The sequence below is a fragment of the Thalassotalea sp. G20_0 genome, from assembly GCF_017744175.1.
In the GTDB taxonomy this organism is placed as follows: Bacteria; Pseudomonadota; Gammaproteobacteria; order Pseudomonadales; family Endozoicomonadaceae; genus Endozoicomonas.
Map to the genome: position 1 here is coordinate 73,730 of NZ_JAGHQV010000001.1, position 21,322 is coordinate 95,051.

Below are 21,322 nucleotides of genomic sequence, written 5' to 3' on the forward strand. Positions count from 1 at the left end.
TGAAAAAAACCGTAAAGCCCCGGTGAAAAAAATAACCGATGGTGCAGTTAAGTAGTTAACCAACTACTTATTGCCGGTAATGGATCACAGAGCGAATACTCTCGCCCTTGTGCATCAGATCAAACGCCCTGTTGATCTCCTCTAATGCCATGGTATGGGTGATAAAATCGTCAAGCCTGAATTCACCCGCCAAATATTGCTCTACAATGCCCGGCAGCTCAGAGCGGCCTTTCACTCCTCCAAATGCGGATCCACGCCATACACGCCCGGTCACCAGCTGGAATGGACGGGTGGCTATTTCCTGACCAGCACCCGCGACACCGATGATAACCGACTCACCCCAGCCTTTGTGACAGCACTCAAGTGCAGAACGCATAACGTTAACATTCCCGATACACTCAAAGGAAAAGTCAACACCACCATCGGTCATCTCGACGATCACGTCCTGAATCGGTTTCTCAACCAACGTTGAATTGACACAGTCAGTGGCTCCCAACTTGCTGGCCAGTTCAAATTTTTTCTCATTAATATCAATCCCGATAATCCTGCCAGCACCGGCCATTCTGGCACCAATGATGGCCGATAGACCAATACCGCCAAGACCAAAGACTGCAACGGTGTCCCCGGGCTGTACCTTTGCGGTCTTTAATACGGCCCCCATACCGGTAGTGACCCCGCAACCCAGCAGACAGACTTCTTCCAGCGGTGCATCAGGGCTGACTTTTGCCAGTGAAATCTCGGGTAACACGGTATACTCGGAAAATGTCGAACAGCCCATGTAGTGATAAATGGGCTGACCATCCTGATAAAATCGGGTCGTACCGTCGGGCATCAGCCCCCTTCCCTGGGTTTCACGTATTTTCTGGCAGAGGTTGGTCTTACCCGAACGGCAAAATTTACACTCACCACACTCCGGCGTGTAGAGTGGAATGACATGATCACCAACGGCAACGCTGGTCACGCCCTCACCCACCTGTTCGACAATCCCGCCACCCTCATGACCAAGAATGGCAGGAAATACCCCCTCCGGGTCATCACCGGACAAGGTAAAGGCATCGGTATGGCAAACACCGGTAGCAACGATGCGAACCAGCACCTCGCCAGCCTTTGGTAACATCACATCGACTTCTTCGACCGACAACGGTTGGCCTGGTCCCCAGGCAATGGCCGCTTTTGATTTAATAAATTGATCGGACATTACTATTCCCCAATATCACTTATTTTTAGAACAACACCGATTACCGTAGCTGAAACCAACAGTTTAACAATGGCAGGAGACGCTGCAAGGGGAGATCAGGATCACGGCTACGGCGGCTCAGGGTGAGCATGTCGATATGCTCGCCATCGCGGACTGGATAACCGAGTGTTTGTTGACTTGCCTGCAGGAAGATGACCGTAAAGACTATGGCTACTCTCAACCTGATTACAGGAAAACCATCAGGACAATTATTTCTGTTTCTTCTTAACGACAAAGGCCACCTTTCGGTGGCCTCCGGGACGTTGAATCCAAACTCAATTCATTACTGATTATCAAGAAGGATTTTTACCTTACCTCTCTCCTTCAGACTGGCAAGGTAGTCATCAAACATGACGCGCCCATTGCCTGCAGCAATAAACTGACCCAGCCCTTTGAGCTGCTCAGGATTTGCCACGGCCTCACCGGGGTAGATGGCGCTCAGGCCAACCACTGCATAATCACCATTTGCCAGAGTGACTGAACGATAGGCGACACTGTTTCCAGGATGCGGCATTTTAAAGGCTTCCTGCAAGAGCTGTGCAGGCACACCGGGCATATTCCTGCTGGTTGCAGGACTCTCAACCACGTCCAGCTTCTGTTCATCAGCCAGCACGTTCAGCGCTGTGCCGGACTGCAGGGTCGTCACCATCTGTTCTGCACGGCTGGCCAGCTGTTGCCGTGCGCGGCTGTTCTTCAGGGCATTAACGATGGTTTCTTGCACATCAGCAAGGGGTATAAGCTCAGGTTTTTTGTGTTCCTTGACCCTGACCACGACAGCCTGTTCCGGAGTAATCTCTATCAGCTCACTATTGGCACCAAGATCCAATACATCATCACTGAAAGCCGCTGCCGATACCCGGGGATCGGCGGCAATACCCGATTCAGCACCGTTTCGACCAAAGGGCTCACTGGTCATTACGGTCAGGCCCAGCTGCTCTGCTGGCTGAGCCAGGTCGGAAGCCTCAAAGCTGATATCCGCGAGCTGTCTGGATTGTTCAATAAACAGAGAGTCAACTTCATTCTGCTTGAGTGCTGCTTCAATATCTGCGCGCATCTCATTCAGCGATGGTACATCTGCTTCATCACGGGAAGTTACTTTCAGGATCTGTATACCGAAGTCCGTTTCGATGGGCTCAGATACCTGACCAACGTTCAAACCCGCAACGGTATTGTCAAAAACATCGCCAAAAAAGCCCGGCTCAACAGCCCCCAGATCACCGCCGTTCTCAGCGGTCATCGGATCATCAGAATAGGACCTGGCTAACTCGGCAAACCCGGTTCCGGCCTGCAGTTTGGCAACCACTTCATTAGCCCGGGCTTTCGCTTCATCAAGGGTGCGATCTTCACCGGTCTGAATCAGGATGACTGAGACATGGGCATTATTGCCAGCCTGTTGCTGCAACTGCTCGATACGATACTGGTATTCAGCTTCAATATCTTCAGCAGAGACTTCGATGCCCCTGGCAATATCACCCTTGTGCAGAACCACGTAGTTTACGACAACCTGCTCGGGCGTCATAAACTGATTCGAGTTAGCTTCATAATAATTAGTGATCTCTTCATCGGCAGGCGTAATGGCCTGACGAACCGGTTCCGCCGACAGCACAACCCAGGTGAGGTCCCGGGTCTGACCTTCAAGACTCTGCAGTCGTTTGAGTTCTTCTGCCGTCACAAATTCGGTATTGGCAACCCCGGCGCGTAATTGCTGTAAGAGCGTTTCTTCACGGATGGCGTCGCGGAACTGCAATGGTGTCATGCCATAACTGCGAACCATCATTTGAAAACGGTCGGCATCAAAGCGGCCGTTTTGCTGAAACTGCGGCATGGATACGATCAGCTTATCAATCTGGGCTTTGCCAATATCCATTTTCTGATCTTCAGCGTTCTGCAGTAGCAACTGACGATCAATCAGGGCTTCAAGAACCGAGCTTTGCAGTAACTGATCGTCCAGCATGGCAGGATCAAACTGACCGCCCATTTGCTGAATCAAAACCCGCCGCTGCTGGTCAACAGCCTGAGCCAGCTCTGCCCGGGTTATATCCTTACCATTGACTGACGCCACTTCCGGGTTGTTTGGATTGGGCGCAAGCGTTTCCAGACCAGTAATGGCCATCATAAAAGCGATGATGCCGACGACAACAAATGTCACCCAACTCTTCGCTTTGTCCCTCATCGATTGCAGCATAATAACCTCAGGTACCAGGGCCGCTGAGACAGCAGAGCATATCCCTTGTTCTTCTCACCCAGCCTGGCGAAGACCGGGTTTAAAAAAAAAGCGCATCATCGGATGCGCTTTCTGGTGAACCGGCAGACAACTCCCCTGGAATAATTCATGTGGAACCCTGCCTTGTCCACCTGATGAAATAGAACCGATTAAAGCGCTATACCAGTAACAGTGAACCGTACCAGATCAGTTCACGGCATCCTTAAGAGCCTTACCAGCTTTGAAGCTTGGAATTCTGGCAGCGGCGATTTCAATCGGCTCACCAGTCTGTGGGTTACGGCCGGTACGAGCGGCACGCTCTTTCACAGAAAATGTGCCAAAACCTACCAGAACAACCTGCTCACCATTTTTCAGTGCACCAGTGACAGAGCTAATCACGGCGTCCAGGGCTCGACCAGCGGCAGCCTTAGAAATGTCTGCAGATGCAGCGATAGCATCAATAAGCTCGGACTTGTTCACTCTATTCCCCTTCTAAGTAGGATGCGTTTTCAATCATTAACAGAGGATAGACACAGAAAGCGTGCTGGCAACTGAGTAATTTACCGGTCTTCTGTCATCTACCCTATCAGGTGCGACCGATATGCTGCTGTATTTTCCTGTGAAAAACAAGCACCATACATGCACCTTCGTCATTAATAGCCTGCCAACCAGCCAATTTGATCTAAAACCACTGAAAATAATCACCAGAACTCATTGTGCCAATGACAACCATCGAACACTCACAGCGAACGATAACACCGGGGCAGTATGAAGTCTGATAATCTGCCGTCAAGCAAATTGTCTGACTGGATTCAAGAAGTCTGGCGGGAAACCCGCTTCCCCCGGAGGTACTGAAAAGACAGTAACCCGAAGGCACATCAAATCGGGGAAGCAGAATAATTCCTGCGTTTCTTGTCGGGAGGGTCATATGAAAGCAAATAACCGGTTACAGCCTGTACCTGTTCGGTAATTCCGGTAAAAGAAGTCTACTTTTATCCGCATTAGTATAAAGTTGTCTAACAATTGAGCTGACAACCTGACGCTATGGCTTCGACCTAACTCCTGATCCGAAGTAGCGGCAATTTATACCAATCGTCCGGCTGTCATGTCAACTGAAGAATCCACCGGAAAGCCCCGTCATTACTGAACGACCGCCCAATACAGGGCGGTCTTCACAGTCAACGGTCAGTGGGTATTGACACGTTCATCACTTTTCTGGCCGGTTTTCTGCTCGGAATCGGTAACTTCCAGTGCTTTTTCTGGCAGGGCTTCGGGCATATACGACAGAGCCACTTCCAGAACTTCATCAATCCACTGAACCGGAATAATCTCCAGGTCATCCTTGATATTGTCAGGAATCTCTTTCAGGTCGCGACGGTTCTCTTCAGGAATCAGCACCTTCTTGATACCACCACGATGGGCTGCCAGAAGTTTCTCTTTCAGACCTCCGATGGCAAGGACTTGCCCCCGGAGGGTAATCTCACCGGTCATGGCAACATCTGCCCGAACCGGAATCCCGGTCAGAATGGACACAAGGGCGGTACACATACCGATACCCGCACTTGGACCATCTTTTGGCGTTGCGCCTTCAGGAACGTGAATGTGCAGATCGTTCTTCTGATGAAAATCAGGCTCAATACCCATGGCGGCGGAACGGGAGCGAACCACCGTTAATGCCGCCTGGATTGACTCCTGCATCACATCGCCCAGGGAGCCGGTTTTGATAATCTGCCCTTTGCCAGGAACCGCTACCGACTCAATGGTCAGCAACTCGCCGCCAACCGATGTCCAGGCCAGGCCGGTTACCTGACCGATCTGATCCTGATCTTCTGCCCGACCATAGGTGAACTTGCGAACCCCCAGGAAGTCTTCAAGCACTTCCGTGGTAACCGCGCTCTTGCGGTCCTTTTCAGACAGCGCTTCCTGTTTTACCGCCCGGCGACAGACCTTGGCAATTTCCCGCTCAAGTCCACGGACACCCGCTTCTTTGGTGTAGTAGCGGATGATATCCAGCACTGCATCATCAGCAAAGGACAGCTCACCCTTACGGAGGCCACTGCGCTTGATTTGCTTGGGTACCAGATAACGCTTGGCAATATTGAGTTTCTCATCCTCGGTGTAACCCGGAATACGGATTACCTCCATACGGTCCAGCAACGGTCCGGGAATATCCATGGAGTTGGAGGTACAGACAAACATAACATCGGAAAGATCGTAATCCACTTCCAGATAATGATCATTGAATGAGTTGTTCTGCTCAGGGTCCAGCACCTCCAGCAACGCTGAAGCCGGATCACCACGCATATCAGAGCCCATTTTGTCGATCTCATCCAGCAGGATAAGCGGGTTTTTCACTTCAACCTTCGCCATCTTCTGGATCAGTTTACCCGGCATGGAGCCAATGTAAGTCCTGCGGTGACCGCGGATTTCCGCTTCATCACGAACGCCACCCAGCGCCATACGGACAAACTTGCGATTCGTCGCCCTGGCCAGTGACTCACCCAGTGACGTTTTACCAACCCCGGGAGGTCCCACCAGACAGAGCACAGGCCCCTTCAGTTTACGAACCCGCTTCTGCACGGCAAGATATTCAAGGATACGTTCCTTGACCTCTTCCAGCCCGTAGTGATCAGCCTCAAGAATATCCTGGGCACGCTTCATATCATGGCGGACTTTGCTGCGCTTTTTCCAGGGAACACTGAGCATCCAGTCAATATAGCCCCTGACCACCGTTGCCTCTGCGGACATCGGCGACATCATTTTCAGCTTGGCCAGTTCCGCCAGGGTCTTTTCCCTGGCCTCCAGGGTCATACCCGCCTGATCAATTTTCGCTTTCAGCTCTTCCAGCTCGTTGGGCGCATCGTCCATATCTCCCAACTCTTTCTGAATGGCTTTCATCTGCTCATTCAGGTAATACTCACGCTGGCTGCGCTCCATCTGTTTCTTGACGCGACCACGGATTTTCTTTTCCACCTGCAGAAAATCCATCTCACCCTGCATAATACCAATCAGATACTCCAACCGGTCGCCCAGATCGATAATCTCAAGCATTTTCTGCTTGTCTTCGATCTTCATGGGCATATGAGCACTGATGGTATCCACCAGCTTGGCCGGGTCTTTGATACCGGATAATGAGCTAAGCACCTCATTCGGTACTTTCTTGCTCAATTGCACATACTGCTCAAACTGAGACATTACAGAACGAACCAGCAGCTCACCTTCCCGGTCGCTGATCTGCTCTGACAGCTGCTCATGAACTTTCGCCTTAACCAGCCCATCGTCTTCAAAGATCGAGTCAATCGTTACCCGAGTCTCACCTTCCACCAGAACTTTTACCGTACCGTCTGGTAACTTCAGTAATTGCAGGATGCTGGCAACGGTGCCCACAGAAAACAGGTCTTCCACCTGAGGGTCATCGGTCTGGGCACTTTTCTGGGCTACCAGCAGAATTCTCTTGTCACCAGACATTGCCAGGTCCAGCGCCTGGATGGATTTTTCCCGGCCGACAAACAGCGGGATCACCATATGCGGGTAGACCACCACATCACGGAGGGGCAACAACGGCAATTCATAGTGCTCTGATGGTTGCAGGGTATCTTTATTATCCATAGCTCAGCCCCTATATGTTCAATATCAATAAAGCCTGCCATCCACCAGCCTGTTGGCTGGCTGAAAACTGGAAAATGAAAACCTGGCAGGCATTCAGGACACGATCTATTACGTGTTTAATCAATGGTCAGCCTACAGCAGAAGTACCTGAAATACAGTCTCAGGCATCTGTAAAACCGGCCATTGTCTCTAAGATGGGGCTTTTCCGGCTAAATTACAATAGCCACGTCTTTCCGTCTCCTGAAAACGGCTAAGGGACGCTTGATCAGCACTCAAGCCCGGGATAAAGAATCTTGCAACATCAAGAACTTGCAAAAGAACTTCGTTCAGGTAACATAACAGTCATTCGGAAGAGACGTCGCATCGACTCTTCAGGAGAGTCGGAGCGTAGCGCAGCCTGGTAGCGCACCACAATGGGGTTGTGGGGGTCGGAGGTTCAAATCCTCTCGCTCCGACCAAATCGTTTTTACTTATCTCTCAGATTTACCTACTCCCTGGTATTACCCAAGCCTTAAAATCTCCCATCTTTAGAAAATATCCAGCTGATCGGTTTGAGCCTCAATCTTCAGCGGATACCATCCGGGCAAATCCTGAAAACTGTCATGAAAGCTCTTGGCCAGAAGAGGAACCTCGCGATTACTTGGGCTATGCATGAAAAAGTAAGGCTGTTTTCCTGCTGATAGCCATTCCCTCAACTTGTGCTGCCAGGGTATAAGGTACTCTTCATCACAGGCCATATCCCCCAGGCCAATAAAACGAATCATTGGAAACTGTCCGGTAGCAATTGCATGCACTGGAAGACGGGGCTTTTTAGCCTGAGCATCCCGCTCTTCTTCATTGCGTGCAGGCCTGCTGAACAGAGAACGGCTATCAAAACAGACACGGTCAATAGCCAGATCCATCAGCAACCGGTTGAGTTCGCGCTCCTCATCACCTTTGGTGAAAAAAGTCGGGTGACGGACTTCAACGGCGTAACTATAACCTTGTGGTAATGATCGTAAAAAACGCCCAAGTTCAGCCAACCGGGAAGGACAGAACGAAGCCGGTAGCTGAATCATAAAAGGGCCAAGTGAGGCCTTCAACACACCCAACCGCTCAAAAAACTGCTGCAACGCATCACTATTGGATAAATGCCCACCATGAGTGATTGTTTTTGGGAATTTAAAACAGAAACGAAAGCCGGGGTTCAATTGCGCCTGCCAACTGGCAACGGTTTCTTCGCCGGGCAAGGCGTAAAAGGTGGTATTGCCTTCCACCGTATTAAATGCGCCGCTGTAATGGTGCAAAAAATCTTTACTGGACGCATGCTGCGGGAAGAGGCCTCCCAACCAATCCCGGTTACTCCACATGGGCAGTCCAAGAAAAAAGGGAGGCTGTGACATCGTTGATCAACCTCTGGTCAGATTTCAACCTTCTTGCGGCCTGCCAGGGCATGGGCCAGGGTACCACCATCCACAAACTCAAGCTCACCACCCAGGGGAACACCATGAGCAATGCGAGTGGCCGTCACCCCGAGGGTTTTCAACTCTTCAGCAATATAGTGCGCCGTGGCCTCACCTTCCACCGTCGGGTTGGTTGCCAGGATAACCTCTTCTACCTGATTATCAGCCACCGTTTTCAACAGGTGTTCAATGCCAATATCTTCTGGCCCGATACCATCAATAGGCGACAAATGCCCCATTAACACAAAATAACGTCCTGAAAAGCCACCGGCCTGCTCAAAGGCCATAACATCCGAAGGATTCTCGACAATACACAACAGTTTTTCATCTCTGCCGGGATTGGCACAGATCTGACAGACAGGCTCTTCCGTCAGTGTACGGCAATGCCCGCATCGCCCCACCCCTTCGGCAGCCTGTCTGAGAGCAGCCGACAAGCGCACAGCCCCGTCACGATCCCTTTCCAGCAGGTGCAACGCCATTCTCTGGGCCGAACGCGGCCCCACGCCTGGCAGACAGCGCAATGACTCCATCAATTCCCTGATCATGGGGCTGAACATAAACAAAACCTGATTAACAATGATATCGCTGCCCGACACCCATTAGCTCTAAGTAACATAGCAAGCGTGTCGGGCGTAAGGAGTCTAGCCCGGATATTTCATAAACATGCTCCCGTTCTCGCTTGTCCTTTGCCGCTCTAAGGGAGTTTTGTTCAGTCGACCGTACTCCCCGGTACGGCGCTCCCTCACAAAATCCCTTAGAGCGACAAAGTCCTGCGCGAGATTCGGGGCAGTTTATGAAATATCCGGGCTAGGAGGCTGACCGAGAATAGACTGCCCTACTGTGGTGGCAGCAAATTGGTCTAAAAAGTCGGAAATTTTTAGTAAATAGAACCACTATTCACTAAAAATTTCCGACTTTTTATCCTCAATTTTCTGCCATCCTCGCTACGGGCGCTATTCTCGGACAGCCTCCTAGAATGGCAGTTTTATACCGGCTGGAAGACCGAGCCCTGAGGTCAGCTCACCCATTTTTTCCTTGTTGTTCTCTTCTACTTTACGCACTGCATCATTAATTGCTGCAGCCACCAGATCTTCCAACATCTCCTTGTCTTCCGCAAACAGGCTTGGATCGATCTCCACCTTACGAACATCATAACGACCGGTCATGATGACCTTAACCAGCCCGGCACCGGCTTCACCAGTGACTACTGCATTGGCCAACTCCTCCTGGAGTTTCTCCATATCTTCCTGCATTTTCTGGGCCTGCTTCATCAGATTGCCCATACCACCTTTAAACATATTGACCTCTGCACAAAAAACACCAAACAAAGACCACCGGAATTCACCGATCATCACGCCCGGGCTTTTTACTTGATAATATTACCAACTGGTTGAATCGAGTCATCCAGAACCATGGCCGAAAAGGTCTCAATCACCCCCTTTACCCTGGCATCGGAATAAATACTCTCTTTCGCTTCCTGGAGACGCTCGGCAATTTTCCGTTCGCGCCAGGCAGCAGGAGTTTCATTAACAATACGACCAGTGTCAATTGACAGTTTAACGGACTGTTCAAAATAATCACACAGTGCCTTTTCCACACGCTGACGATGGGTGTCGTTGTAAAGCGTGCTGCGCTGTTCATCAAGTCGCAACCGGACAGCACCCTGTTCACTGTCAACAAACTCACAATGGGAACCAATGGTGCCTGTCACCCCTCCCAGGGGAAGACCGCGAAAAACCTGAATCCAGCTCACAGCATCCATCTGCGTAAATGGCACCCGATCTTCTTTTGCCGGTAATTCCACCACAGCCCTGACCGGGGCTTCAGGGGCAACAACCGATGGCAGACTCAGAGACTGGTGAGCAGAGGTATCCGCTACAGTGGCGATTTCCTGAGAATCGACTCCGGACGACCAGTGTGCCTGCATATCATCCAGAGCACTATCACGTTCATCATAAACCGGCGACTCAAAGGCAGCCTGGTCATACGCTGACAGTGGCACGACCTCCGGGATTGGCGGTGCATCTTCACTGACCACAGCCCGGGAGGTTATTTCCTCTGGTAGTGTTTTTGGTGGCTCATCAGCAATAACAGGAGGCTCAAAGGTATCCCTGTGACCACTGCTCTGGAGCGAAGGGTTTTCTTGCTCAATTATTTCCAGAGCAGTTTCATGAATAACAGCAGGCGCATCAACTTGTTGGGTAGCAGGCTCAGGCTCCGGATCAGAAGCATCTTCCTCATCAGAAGTGCTGTTGTGAGATGAAGAGCCTTCAGCTGATGAAGAGCCTTCAGCTGATGAAAAGCTTTCCGCAGATGAAGAGGCGACACTGTTTGTCGGCGGCACTGCAACCGCCATCACACCCTGTTTTGCACCAGAAATCTCAAGCGGCCTGCCAGCCGCTGGCGCACCATCGGGCCGGAACGCCAGCATACGCAGCAAGGCCATCTCAAAACCACCCCGGGGATCCGGTGCCAGGGGCAGATCTTTCTTGCCCACAAGACCAATCTGGTAATAAAGCTGCACATCCTCAGCCGTCATTGATGATGCCAGCGCGATAACCTGCTCACGATCACCCTGACTGTTATCAACGGCATCGGGCACAGCCTGGGCAATGGCCACCCGATGCAGCAGGGACAGCATATCATCCAGTACTGCCAGATAATCCGGCGAATGTTCTGCCAGGGATGACACCGAACCCAGGATATGAGCCGCATTGGCGGTCGACAGCGCCACCACCATCTTCATCACCTGCCCCTGGTCAATGGTACCCAGCATCGCCCCCACCTCAGCCTCACTGACCCGCCCATTGCCAAAAGCAATGGCCTGATCCGTCAAACTGAGAGCATCACGCATACTGCCATCGGCAGCACGGGCCAGCTGCCACAGGGCCGCCACTTCGCAGGGGATCTGTTCCTGTCCAAGAATATTCTCCAGATGACCGACAATTCGCTCTGGCGTCATATTCTTCAGGCTGAACTGTAGACAGCGGGACAAAATGGTCACCGGCAGCTTCTGAGGATCCGTGGTTGCCAGCAGGAATTTCACATGGGGAGGCGGCTCTTCCAGTGTTTTCAACAGCGCGTTAAAACTGTGCGCCGAGAGCATGTGCACCTCATCGATCAGATACACCTTATAACGCCCACGGGTTGGCGCATACTGGACGTTATCCAACAGTTCCCGGGTATCTTCTACCTTGGTTCTGGAGGCCGCATCCACTTCAATCAGGTCCACAAACCGGCCATCATCAATCTCTTTACAGGCTGAACACTGGCCACAGGGGGTCGAGCTGACACCCTGCTCACAATTCAGACACCTGGCAAAAATACGGGCAATGGTGGTCTTACCCACACCCCGGGTACCGGTAAACAGGTAGGCATGGTGAAGACGATCCTGGTCCAGGGCATTAACCAGCGCCTGAAGAACATGGGACTGCCCTACCAGCTCTTTGAAAGAACGGGGTCGCCATTTGCGTGCAAGAACCTGATAGCTCATTGAGTAGCGTCAATACCTGATGTGGGAATTAAAGAGTATCTATGCTAACCAAGAAGCCTTGAAATTGCACGATCAGGAAACGTTAGAGAAGTATTTGAAAGCGAGTTTGGGAGTGAGGAAAATCCGGAGAACCCGGAATAATGGAGGCGAACCCTGCCAGCCACACCCCGGCACATAATGTCACTACTACCGTTGCTCCCTTCCGGGCCTGGCGGGGTTCGTAGCTGATTATTGCGGGGGGACCGGCAAGGTCCACCATAAGGATCGGGGCATCGCGTCCCGATGCAGGGCATTCTGCATAAAACCCGATCTGACGTCAACTGCCAGCGCACATCTGGCCATCATTTTATTCACAATCAGGCCCGCTTTTTTCCGGCTGGTAAGCCCGGAAACAATATTATGATGGATTCACCAGCGCCATCACGCCCAACCCGGCAAACAACAACGCAGCCCCACGGCGAATCCATTGCAGTGGCAGCCTCTTTGCCAAATTCTCACCAAAGAAGACCACGGGTATATTGGCCAGCAGCATGCCCAGCGTAGTGCCGGCAATCACCATGATCGTGGCAGAACATTCAGCCGCCAGAAGCACAGTCGCGACCTGGGTCTTATCGCCCATCTCGGCCACAAAAAACAGAGCCAGTGTCGTTAGAAAAACGCCATAACCCGTCGTTGCCCCATCATTGTCACTCAGCTTATCCGGGATCAGGGTCCATACAGCAACAGCAAAAAAGGAAGCGGCAATCAGATATTGAAGAATATCAGGGGAAATCCAGGCAACCACCCAACTGCCAAACCAGACGGCAACGGCATGGTTCAACAGAGTCGCCAGCAAAATAGCCAGAGAGATCAGCCAGGGAGCGCGAAACCGCAACGCCAGCATCAGCGACAGCAGCTGGGTCTTGTCACCGATTTCAGCGAGAAAAACCACCAGTGCGGAAAGGGAAAAGGTTTCCATAACAAATCCGGGGAGGCGATGAATGATTGGCTCTTGAACCGGATCGGAACCAGTATTGGCCAGACTCTACTGAACCACAGTGTTGAACACAACAGACCGGAGAATACAGAAAACATTGAAAGCCGGTGCTGATATGGAACAAATCCTGCGCTTTACATTTCTTACAAACCAGGAGATATCCGTCAGACTCTATGCCACTTTGGGAGAAGGTAGATATCAAGGGCAACTACCTGTTTTTTTGCCGATGACAGTCTGTGGGTAGTTGATTTAATACCCCGGGCTGTTCAGTTATTACCGTTGACATGTTGTTTATCAGTTCATGGAGGCCCTCCATTTTCTCGCTATTCATTGTGCATGTATGATTATTTACGGTTTGCTTACTGGATATTCGCTCAAGCTTTTTATACAGCGCTTCATCATTTCCTTTAATCAATTTTTTAAGATCAGCAATTGCCTCCCGATTTTTTTTACATCCAAGAAAAGTAGCACATTGCCTCACGGATAATCGTTCAAGCTTTTCCTTTAACTCTCTTTTTAACTCTTTGTTGCTTATCAGCAACAGTTTGGTTTCATAGTCGTGCCGGACAATATTGCGTTGCTCCATGGCGAGACCAATGGCTGAAGCTGTGCAAAATGAAACAAAACCGATAGGAGCAGCTTTAGGGAGAGCCGATACCGCATAACATAAAAGTGAGCCAATGTGACCGCAAGAACATGAGGTAATTAATACCTCTTCGTTCAAAAGGTAGTCTTTCAGATGGCAGGACGGCGCACTTGGACATGATGTAGACTGCATAATTCAATTCCTGTTACCAGTATGGAAAATAAGTTGATGCTGCCGGGTCAGCTCATATGAAAACGATTTTCTGAAGAACAAATGCCAACTCACAATTTTATGACTTTCTTTCCAAAAAAAAGTTCAACTCGTATCGATTCAAAGGCCTATGATTTCCTGAAACATTTGTTTTTTCCGGACAGCCATTATTTGACAGGTATTGAATAATGTTTACACCATCAACAATTTCACCACCAACAGCAACTACACTGACACACCAATTATCGAACGAATGCTCAACAGAGTTTGATGACAGCAAAGCACAAGTAGTAAAACCAGAAACTCAGGTAAAAATCAATGAAGGGACATATACGACAACACCTGATAAAAAATGCCTTGGTGATTATGGAATAACGGTAAATTATGAGGCCGAAGGAAGCCAGCTCGGTTTCAGGTATTTTAACTCGATCATCGGTTCCAGAACGGATCAGGAAAAACACAACAGGTTCATGTCTGAATTGCGATCAATCAATGAAGTGGATGTGGATGCACTTAAATGTGTAGCAACAGAAAAGCACGATGGCATTAACACCACCATTAAAGTCGACAGGAATGGTAACGTTTGTTTATACAAAAGACTGACCAAGGTACATAACAAAAGTGATCCTTTGGCAGGGCTTATCGAAAATAAATACACTGAAGATATTTTTGCTGTTAATCGTTGGATGAATAAAAATAACATCGATACTGTCTTCCTCCGCTGTGAAATGGTGGGCTTTAATATTCAAAACAGACAGAATTACGGCTTGAGTCATCACCTGATTGCATTTGCCTTGGATATAGAGGGGGAACAACTCCCTTTCGATCGCTTCAGTCAGTTGTGGGATGAGGAAATTCGTCCTCCAAACATGCAAAAGGTCAATGTGCTGGCAGAAGGAACATTCAAGGAACTCTGTAATTTCAAGGTTAATCATGTCCCCGGAACATCGGCTGCGATGCTTGCCAGTAAAGTGAATAACATCGAGATCATGCCTTCAGAACTGACTACGGATATTGAAGGGGTAGTGATTCAGCCCGAGCGTGAATTATTGTATGTGCCCACTTTCAGGGATACGGAAGCCAGCAACGCCATTCAGGAAAAAAAGAGAAACAATGAGCCGCTACCCAGCTTTGTTGAAGGAACAGACACCAGACGACGCTTTTGTTATAAACTCCTGGCAGACTGGGTTGCCGGGGAAGCCGGGGCATCGTCTGCTGGCGGAAAAGTTGAAGATCAGGTGAGAAAGAAACTGGCTAACCAGTTACTTGACATTATTGAGCGGAGGGACCTGATTAAAGAACAGGGCACGCTGAATACTCGAAAGGAATTGAGCCGGAAAATAACAGCAGTTTTCGATATGGCAAGGGATGAGCTGGTCAACACCCACCCGGGGAGTGAGGAGATCCTGACGTGGGGGAAAATGAAAGGACACATTAACAAAAGGCTGGTTGAACTGATAAAACAGGCCAACCCCCAGCTTTTTCCAGTTAAATCCCCATGACCGGCATGATTGGTCATGAGTATCCGTAACCTGACTGATAGCCAAACGTTTTCTTTAACCGCTCAATATAGTCCTTATCACGGCATAGTGTTTTACCCGGGCTGTCTGAGAGTTTGGCAACGGGAGCCCCATTCAGCTCGGTTAATTTCAGAACAATATTGGGCGCATTAAAGCCCATATCGTTGGTGAGATAGGTACCAATCCCAAAGCTGACATTAATTTTACCAGCGAACCATTGGTAAATAGCCAACGCTTTATCAAAGTTCAGCTTATCACTGAACACCAGACTTTTGCTGCGCGGGTCAATGCCCAGTCGGCGATAATGATCAAGGGCCAATTCCCCCCAGACGAAAGGGTCACCGGAATCATGGCGCATCCCCTGGTAGGCCCTGGCCAGCTCAACATCAAAGTCCTTCAGAAACGCAGCCATGTTGATGGTATCCGTAAGCGCTATGCCGAGCTGACCTTGATACTCATCCAGCCATACCCTTAACGCATCTTTCTGACTGGTCCGCAGACTCTGACCGAGAACCTGATGGGACTGCAGCCACTCATGGGCCATGGTGCCTACCGGTTTCAAGCCAAGGGTTCTTGCCAGATTCAGGTTGCTGGTGCCCACAAAGTTATCTGGCAAGCGGTGCTTCAGGCTTTCCACGACGTGGTAATGCCAGTCCCTTGAAAACCGCCGACGCGTACCAAAATCGACCAGAGTAATACCACTATCGCCCGGAAGCTGGCTCAGCTTCTCATCAAGGCGACGCTGGCCTTGAGTAATCACATCATCCTGAGCTCCCTGACCATAAAAGCTATGACCATGAAGCTCACTGACAATTGCCAGCAGGAAAATTTCAAAGTGGGTAATTTCACTCCAGAGCCCCTCAATCACCAACGACAGTTGACCACTGGTCTGTTCAATGGCAACCGCATGGGGGTCAAGCCGGAAACCCTCAAGATACTCGATAAAATCATCCGCAATAAACGGCAGAGTAGACAGCCACTCAAGTTCTTCCGAACCCAGGCGCAGCTCTCCCAGAAATTCACACTGCCTTTTCAGTTGCTTTTTTGACAGGGCTAACGGCTGGTCACTACGGCAATGAAACTCCATGCGAGCCCAGGCATCCGGATAGCGGTGCACCATGGACTGCTGCATGGTGTATTTATACAGGTCGGTGTCGAGGAGGGTTGGTATAATCGGGCTATCCATACTTCTTTCCTTCAGAGAGCGTCGGCATCACTGACCGCATCAGCAATGATCAGATCGCTGGCACTCTCTACCAAAATAACTCCGCCGGCATTCAGTTCGGCAATAGCATCAGCCACTGATGATTCAGCCAGGCCACGGGTGGCAGCAAGATTGACATACACCTGAAAACCAGCCCGCTGCAGTTGCAGTGCCGTGGTTTTTACACAGAAATCAAGCGCCAGACCACCAACCAATACGGTGGTAATGCCTTTATTGGTTAAAAATTCGATAACGCCTGTACTCAACCGTTCTACCAGGTCATGAAAACAGGCACCATAAGGATGAATATCCATCTCGACCCCCTTCCAGACAAAATAATCATAATCCGTCACGTCGGGAAGCCCACTCACCAGCTCAAACCCCTGTGTGCCGGGGACAGCATGTCGATTCCAGCGCAGATCAACATTTTTATGGCCGGTTACCGGCGTCAACTGCGGATACTCTGCCCCAGCCACCCATACTGCATTGGCCGGATGCGCATCCTTGGACCCCACACGAACACCAGCCAGCCGGGCCTGGCGATTTAACTCAGCAGCGATATTATGACCATCCGGAACCGGTAGCTCATCTGGACACAACGGGGTGAAACAGTTCTGGGCATCCACATCAAAAGCAGCAATAGTCTCCCTCGACCCAATGGCATACATTATTTTCACCGTGACAAAAGGAATCTGATTCACTAACATAGTGAATTATGTTCCCTAACCTGTCAACCAGAGTATCTGCCATCAGGATTTGTCCATGGGCCCCAAGCCGACCAAGAGCCTTCAGCCAACCAAGAGCCATCAGCCAACCAAGAGCCATCAGCCAACCAAGAGCCATCAGCCAACCAAGAGCCATCAGCCAACCAAGAGCCATCAGCCGATTAAAAGCCTTAAGACAATCAAGAGCCTGAACACGGCACTTATCTCTGTCGATCTGGTCGTGTTTCAGCTCAGCGCCAACAACAGCCTCCAGGTACTTGTTCATCAGTTACCGGAAAATAAGTGCCCCCAGCTCCCGGCAGGCAGAATAGAGCCTGAATTTGATCACTGCCTTGAAGATACGGCAAAACGACAACTGAGCCGACTGACGTCAGAACCTGCCACTTATTTCGAGCAGGTCGTCACCATTGGCGATAATCAGAGAGACTCCAGGGGCTGGTCATTAACCGTCGTTTACTACGCACTCCTTCGTCCGGGTAATGAACAGTCATTACAGGCCCAGGCGGTATGGGTTGATGTTGTGAATGATCAACCGGTAACCACATTGGCCTATGACCATAACCAACTGGTTATGGAAGCGCTGGACAGACTGAAAAATAAAATACAGTACAGTGCGCTGCCTGTTTACCTGCTTCCAACAGAGTTCACGTTATCCGATATTCAACATGTCTTTTCTGTTATTCTTGGCAAAGCCCCACCCATGCGCTCGATCCGCAACCGATTCCTGAATTACAATCTGCTTGAGGATACCGGCAAAAAGCGCTATGGAAGCAACCGGCCCGCTACGCTTTACCAAACAAACCGACAGTCAGAAAACTGGTTATTTGACAGGCTCTATTTAACAACTAAAGTTTGAAAAATCTTCTGGTGAGAATTCATATTACATCTGAATTGTCACATATTAACCCCTGCAAATTGATCAGCAAAATTGATTGCCAAAACTGATTAACAGTTACAAAAGTGCACTAAATGACAAGTCGCAGGAATAATAATGAAATATTGAATCATCTTTCTATTAATTTACTCAGATAAAGCCTTCCCCTGTGAATGCGCCATCCATTAAAAAGTAATTTTAATAGTCCACTTACTCCAAGAGAGCAATTTTCAAAGATGCATGTCAATTCGCTTCGACCTGGTACAGATACCAACAATATCATCATACAACCAACAGCAAATAACCCATTACTGGTAAAACCAGTAAAAATATGGCGGCACAGAGAGGTTGCCCTGCCAGACCAGCCAACAGAACAAAAAGTTTATTATTCACAGGCGCTCAACCCACCTGCTCAGACGGTTTTTTACCCGGTACCGCTCCGAGTTGCAGCAGCACCACTACCAACGGTATCTGCACAGAGTGACACCTGCCCCATTGCTGTTGTGTCAACACGTCAAAGAATGCCTGCTTTCATCCCCGCGCAAGAGCAAGCGCTTTACTTTTGTCGACCAACCTTTTGCGCTCCTCCTACCCCTTTTAGTCCATTCCAGGCCAGCCTGACACCCTGCTACATCCCCCAACCGGCTTGCCCAGACACTGCGATTCAATTTTTGCCCCGTGTTCCGGCAGGCTCAGCAGGAACAGCACCAGCAAAAGCATCTGAAGCCCCGGAAGTCATGGAACTCATTACCCTAAACCGGGGAAGATACTTAACTTCAACCATTGACGACATTGCCTACCATCAAAGAGCTGGTACTGGCAATATACAACTGGGGATTTTTAATCTGAAGGTTGGCCTGCGCTTTCCATCAGATCTAATAGCCAGCGATATGATCTCGTCACCAATACAGGGAAAGCTATGCTTCTCATCATGGCAGGCTCTGACCCAATACTTATCCAGACAACCCGCCGGCTGCTTTTATAACAAAGACCAGCAAAGAGAGCCCGTCAGCAGAATCCCTATTTTCCTGAAATGTGATGAAATGAAATTATCTTCATCTACTCAGCTGGCAATCACTCAGGAGAGCATTGACCCATTGAAGGCAGAGCAGGAAATACCAAAAATTATCGATCACCTGAAATCCCTGAATGAGAAAAGAGTCAATGCCAGAATAGTATTCTTTGACTCCAAACAAGTTGGCGGAATAGCCTGCCATAGAGATCCGACAACAGGCTATCTTACCTATTTTATGTTTAACACACCTACAGTGTATACGCCACTGTCAGTATCATCGCTCAGGGGGCTGTTTTACGAACTGGAAGCTACCATACAGCATTCCATGAATGACAGTGAGTTATCAGATTATATTGAATCTTTGGGTGTAGGCAGCTTTCTTAGACGAGGCATTCGCAGAAGGGGGAGCATACAGTTATTTTCTCACACTGTTAGTTTTCTATCAGATGATTAGTCCGGGAGATAATAAGACATCACGCTTCTTAATCCAGCTATTTAACAACTTAATCAGGCAAAGTGACTCACAATGAACAACAATCCATACACAACAAACGCCACTGCACAAGGATACCCCAGATACGATGAGCCAGTATCAACTCAACTGACTTCTCCTTATCGACAGCCCTCCTTTACAGGAATGCCCCATTGGCATGGGCGGAATATAAGTCACACAGCTCATCTGGCACAGCGACTTCAACTCCCATACTTTCCAGATCAACAGGGGCAGATGTTCACCTCTTATTTAAACCCGGGTTTCACCGGTCCTGGCAGCACCAGCATTGCCGATGTGCAACCGCGCATGCGACAAAGGAAAAAGTCGGCACCCGTACATATCCCAACACCCCATACTTCAGAACATACCCCCAAATCTACAACAACAGGCAATCCGAATCGGCCCCACCCCAGAAAATCTGAGCACTGCCCCGACGATGGAAAAAGATACACTGATAGTTTTTCTCAAACATCATCCGGGATTAATGAATCCGCTGAAAGTGCTGAAGCATCGTTATCAGAAGACAACGGAATGTTACCCGGAGCATTCGCTGGCAGCTCAATCGATCCTCATTCCAGCCTGCAAAGTAATCCCCATGTACAAGTGCTTATGGCCGAATTATGGGCAGCCACCCTCAATTATGAAAATACTTTTGGGATCCCGCCCTCTAACACCTTGCTGGCAAGAGCTTTTCATTTATTTTTACAGCAAAACCAAAATTATAAGGCACCCTTGCTGCCTAATCCGACTACTTTCAATCAGCCAACCGCGAACTGGATGCCTTCCCACAGCCAGCAATGCCTTGATGTAATAGAATGTTTAAACCTTTATCGAAACCAACGTATATATGGCGATATCATTCATGTAACAGGCTATAAATCCGCTGGTCTTGGCATAGCTAAAATCTACCCGCTACACATTAAATTCCGCATTTGGTTCCCTGAGGCGTTTAAAGCACTGCCCAACCAACAAATCAAGGCAATGAAGGTAGAAGGGAACCTGAAATTTAATCAGAGCGAAGTGACAGCGTATGTCAAAAAACATTCTGAAGGGGCTTTTTACGACCCACGGCTTCAGAATGTGAAGCATGCAAAAGAAATTCCCATCTATTTGATAACTACCGCCTTGATTGATGAAGCCAGTAGAAGAATTACACCTGAATCCCAACAGGTGCTGACTCATATTAAATCACTTTTCGGACAGCCGATCACTGCAGATATCCTGATGTTTTTTAGCAAGCATCAGGGAGGTATTGCCTGCCATTATGATGAAGCAAGTGGCATCAGTACCCGCTTCCTTTTCAGACTGCCTGATCAAGAATTAAAAAGTGTGCCGATCGCAGAATTGTCGAATAAATACCGTAAATTGCAGGCAAAAATAAAACCAATCGATGATGAAAAATTAATAAGCTATGTTCTTGGCTTTGGGGCTGAAGCCTTTATGAGAGACTTTAATATAAATAAAATAAAACTGCGCTCCAGCGAGGTTTCTCTCCTTCCGAAAGGGAGCTGACAGCAATAGCCCGGTATTTCATAAACTGCCCCGAATCTCGCGCACGACCACATGGATGTGGGAGATAGGGCGACGCAGGATGCCAAAGCCGAGGACTTTGCGCTCTAAGGGATTTTGTGAGGGAGCGCCATACCGGGAAGTACGGTCGACTGAACAAAACTCCCTTAGAGCGGTAAAGGACAAGCGAGAGCGGGAGCACGTTTATGAAATATCCGGGATAGGC

16 protein-coding genes, 1 tRNA gene and 1 other RNA gene are annotated in these 21,322 nt (G+C 49.4%); 5 read left to right on the forward strand and 13 right to left on the reverse strand.

The features are described 5' to 3' along the window. Positions 1 to 67: 67 nt before the first annotated feature. The 4 genes from J7438_RS00295 to lon all read right to left on the reverse strand — a co-directional run bounded on the left by J7438_RS00295 (position 68) and on the right by lon (position 7,049). Positions 68 to 1,198 carry an S-(hydroxymethyl)glutathione dehydrogenase/class III alcohol dehydrogenase gene (locus J7438_RS00295; RefSeq protein WP_209274986.1) on the reverse strand — a complete coding sequence of 377 codons (1,131 nt, stop codon included), beginning with the start codon at positions 1,196 to 1,198 and terminating at the stop codon, positions 68 to 70. Between the two features lie 322 nt (positions 1,199 to 1,520). Next, positions 1,521 to 3,422 (reverse strand): SurA N-terminal domain-containing protein, encoded by a 1,902-nt coding sequence (locus tag J7438_RS00300; protein WP_209274987.1) that lies wholly within the window; start codon positions 3,420 to 3,422, stop codon positions 1,521 to 1,523. Between the two features lie 225 nt (positions 3,423 to 3,647). Beyond that, complete coding sequence (gene hupB / locus J7438_RS00305; protein ID WP_209274988.1) at positions 3,648 to 3,920, reverse strand: nucleoid-associated protein HU-beta; 273 nt, start codon at positions 3,918 to 3,920, stop codon at positions 3,648 to 3,650. Positions 3,921 to 4,625: 705 nt separating this feature from the next. Beyond that, entirely contained in the window at positions 4,626 to 7,049 is a 2,424-nt protein-coding gene (gene lon / locus J7438_RS00310; protein ID WP_209201295.1) for an endopeptidase La, read from the reverse strand. A gap of 381 nt (positions 7,050 to 7,430) precedes the next feature. On the opposite strand from lon, the gene J7438_RS00315 reads away from it, so the two are divergent. Then, positions 7,431 to 7,507, forward strand: a tRNA-Pro gene (locus J7438_RS00315). A gap of 69 nt (positions 7,508 to 7,576) precedes the next feature. Here J7438_RS00315 and J7438_RS00320 read toward each other — a convergent pair. The 7 genes from J7438_RS00320 to J7438_RS00350 all read right to left on the reverse strand — a co-directional run bounded on the left by J7438_RS00320 (position 7,577) and on the right by J7438_RS00350 (position 13,738). Then, positions 7,577 to 8,431: a DUF72 domain-containing protein gene (locus J7438_RS00320; RefSeq protein WP_209274989.1), complete on the reverse strand. Its 855-nt coding sequence runs from the start codon at positions 8,429 to 8,431 to the stop codon at positions 7,577 to 7,579. Between the two features lie 17 nt (positions 8,432 to 8,448). Then, complete coding sequence (gene recR, locus J7438_RS00325) at positions 8,449 to 9,048, reverse strand: recombination mediator RecR (RefSeq protein WP_101746318.1); 600 nt, start codon at positions 9,046 to 9,048, stop codon at positions 8,449 to 8,451. A gap of 414 nt (positions 9,049 to 9,462) precedes the next feature. Next, positions 9,463 to 9,789 carry a YbaB/EbfC family nucleoid-associated protein gene (locus J7438_RS00330; RefSeq protein WP_101746317.1) on the reverse strand — a complete coding sequence of 109 codons (327 nt, stop codon included), beginning with the start codon at positions 9,787 to 9,789 and terminating at the stop codon, positions 9,463 to 9,465. A 68-nt stretch (positions 9,790 to 9,857) separates the two neighbouring features. After that, positions 9,858 to 11,984, reverse strand: coding sequence for a DNA polymerase III subunit gamma/tau (gene dnaX, locus J7438_RS00335; protein ID WP_209274990.1), 2,127 nt, complete (start codon positions 11,982 to 11,984; stop codon positions 9,858 to 9,860). A gap of 151 nt (positions 11,985 to 12,135) precedes the next feature. After that, positions 12,136 to 12,232: signal recognition particle sRNA small type (ffs, locus tag J7438_RS00340), an RNA gene on the reverse strand. A gap of 149 nt (positions 12,233 to 12,381) precedes the next feature. Beyond that, on the reverse strand, positions 12,382 to 12,942 hold the full coding sequence (locus J7438_RS00345) for a TMEM165/GDT1 family protein (protein ID WP_209274991.1): 561 nt from the start codon (positions 12,940 to 12,942) through the stop codon (positions 12,382 to 12,384). Positions 12,943 to 13,168: 226 nt separating this feature from the next. Further along, the gene (locus J7438_RS00350) at positions 13,169 to 13,738 is read right to left on the reverse strand and encodes a hypothetical protein (protein WP_209199747.1); all 570 of its coding nucleotides are present in this window, start codon (positions 13,736 to 13,738) and stop codon (positions 13,169 to 13,171) included. Positions 13,739 to 13,944: 206 nt separating this feature from the next. On the opposite strand from J7438_RS00350, the gene J7438_RS00355 reads away from it, so the two are divergent. After that, positions 13,945 to 15,258 carry an RNA ligase family protein gene (locus J7438_RS00355; RefSeq protein ID WP_209274992.1) on the forward strand — a complete coding sequence of 438 codons (1,314 nt, stop codon included), beginning with the start codon at positions 13,945 to 13,947 and terminating at the stop codon, positions 15,256 to 15,258. A 13-nt stretch (positions 15,259 to 15,271) separates the two neighbouring features. On the opposite strand, the gene pncB is transcribed toward J7438_RS00355, so the two are convergent. Next, positions 15,272 to 16,462, reverse strand: coding sequence for a nicotinate phosphoribosyltransferase (gene pncB, locus J7438_RS00360; protein WP_209274993.1), 1,191 nt, complete (start codon positions 16,460 to 16,462; stop codon positions 15,272 to 15,274). A gap of 11 nt (positions 16,463 to 16,473) precedes the next feature. After that, complete coding sequence (locus tag J7438_RS00365) at positions 16,474 to 17,187, reverse strand: isochorismatase family protein (protein WP_209199741.1); 714 nt, start codon at positions 17,185 to 17,187, stop codon at positions 16,474 to 16,476. A 55-nt stretch (positions 17,188 to 17,242) separates the two neighbouring features. On the opposite strand from J7438_RS00365, the gene J7438_RS00370 reads away from it, so the two are divergent. From J7438_RS00370 to J7438_RS00380, 3 genes are all read left to right on the forward strand, one after another. After that, entirely contained in the window at positions 17,243 to 18,061 is an 819-nt protein-coding gene (locus J7438_RS00370; protein ID WP_209274994.1) for an NUDIX hydrolase, read from the forward strand. A gap of 755 nt (positions 18,062 to 18,816) precedes the next feature. Beyond that, positions 18,817 to 19,548, forward strand: a complete 732-nt coding sequence (locus J7438_RS00375) for a hypothetical protein (protein ID WP_209274995.1) — start codon at positions 18,817 to 18,819, stop codon at positions 19,546 to 19,548. A gap of 273 nt (positions 19,549 to 19,821) precedes the next feature. Then, entirely contained in the window at positions 19,822 to 21,099 is a 1,278-nt protein-coding gene (locus J7438_RS00380) for a hypothetical protein (RefSeq protein ID WP_209274996.1), read from the forward strand. Positions 21,100 to 21,322: the final 223 nt, after the last annotated feature.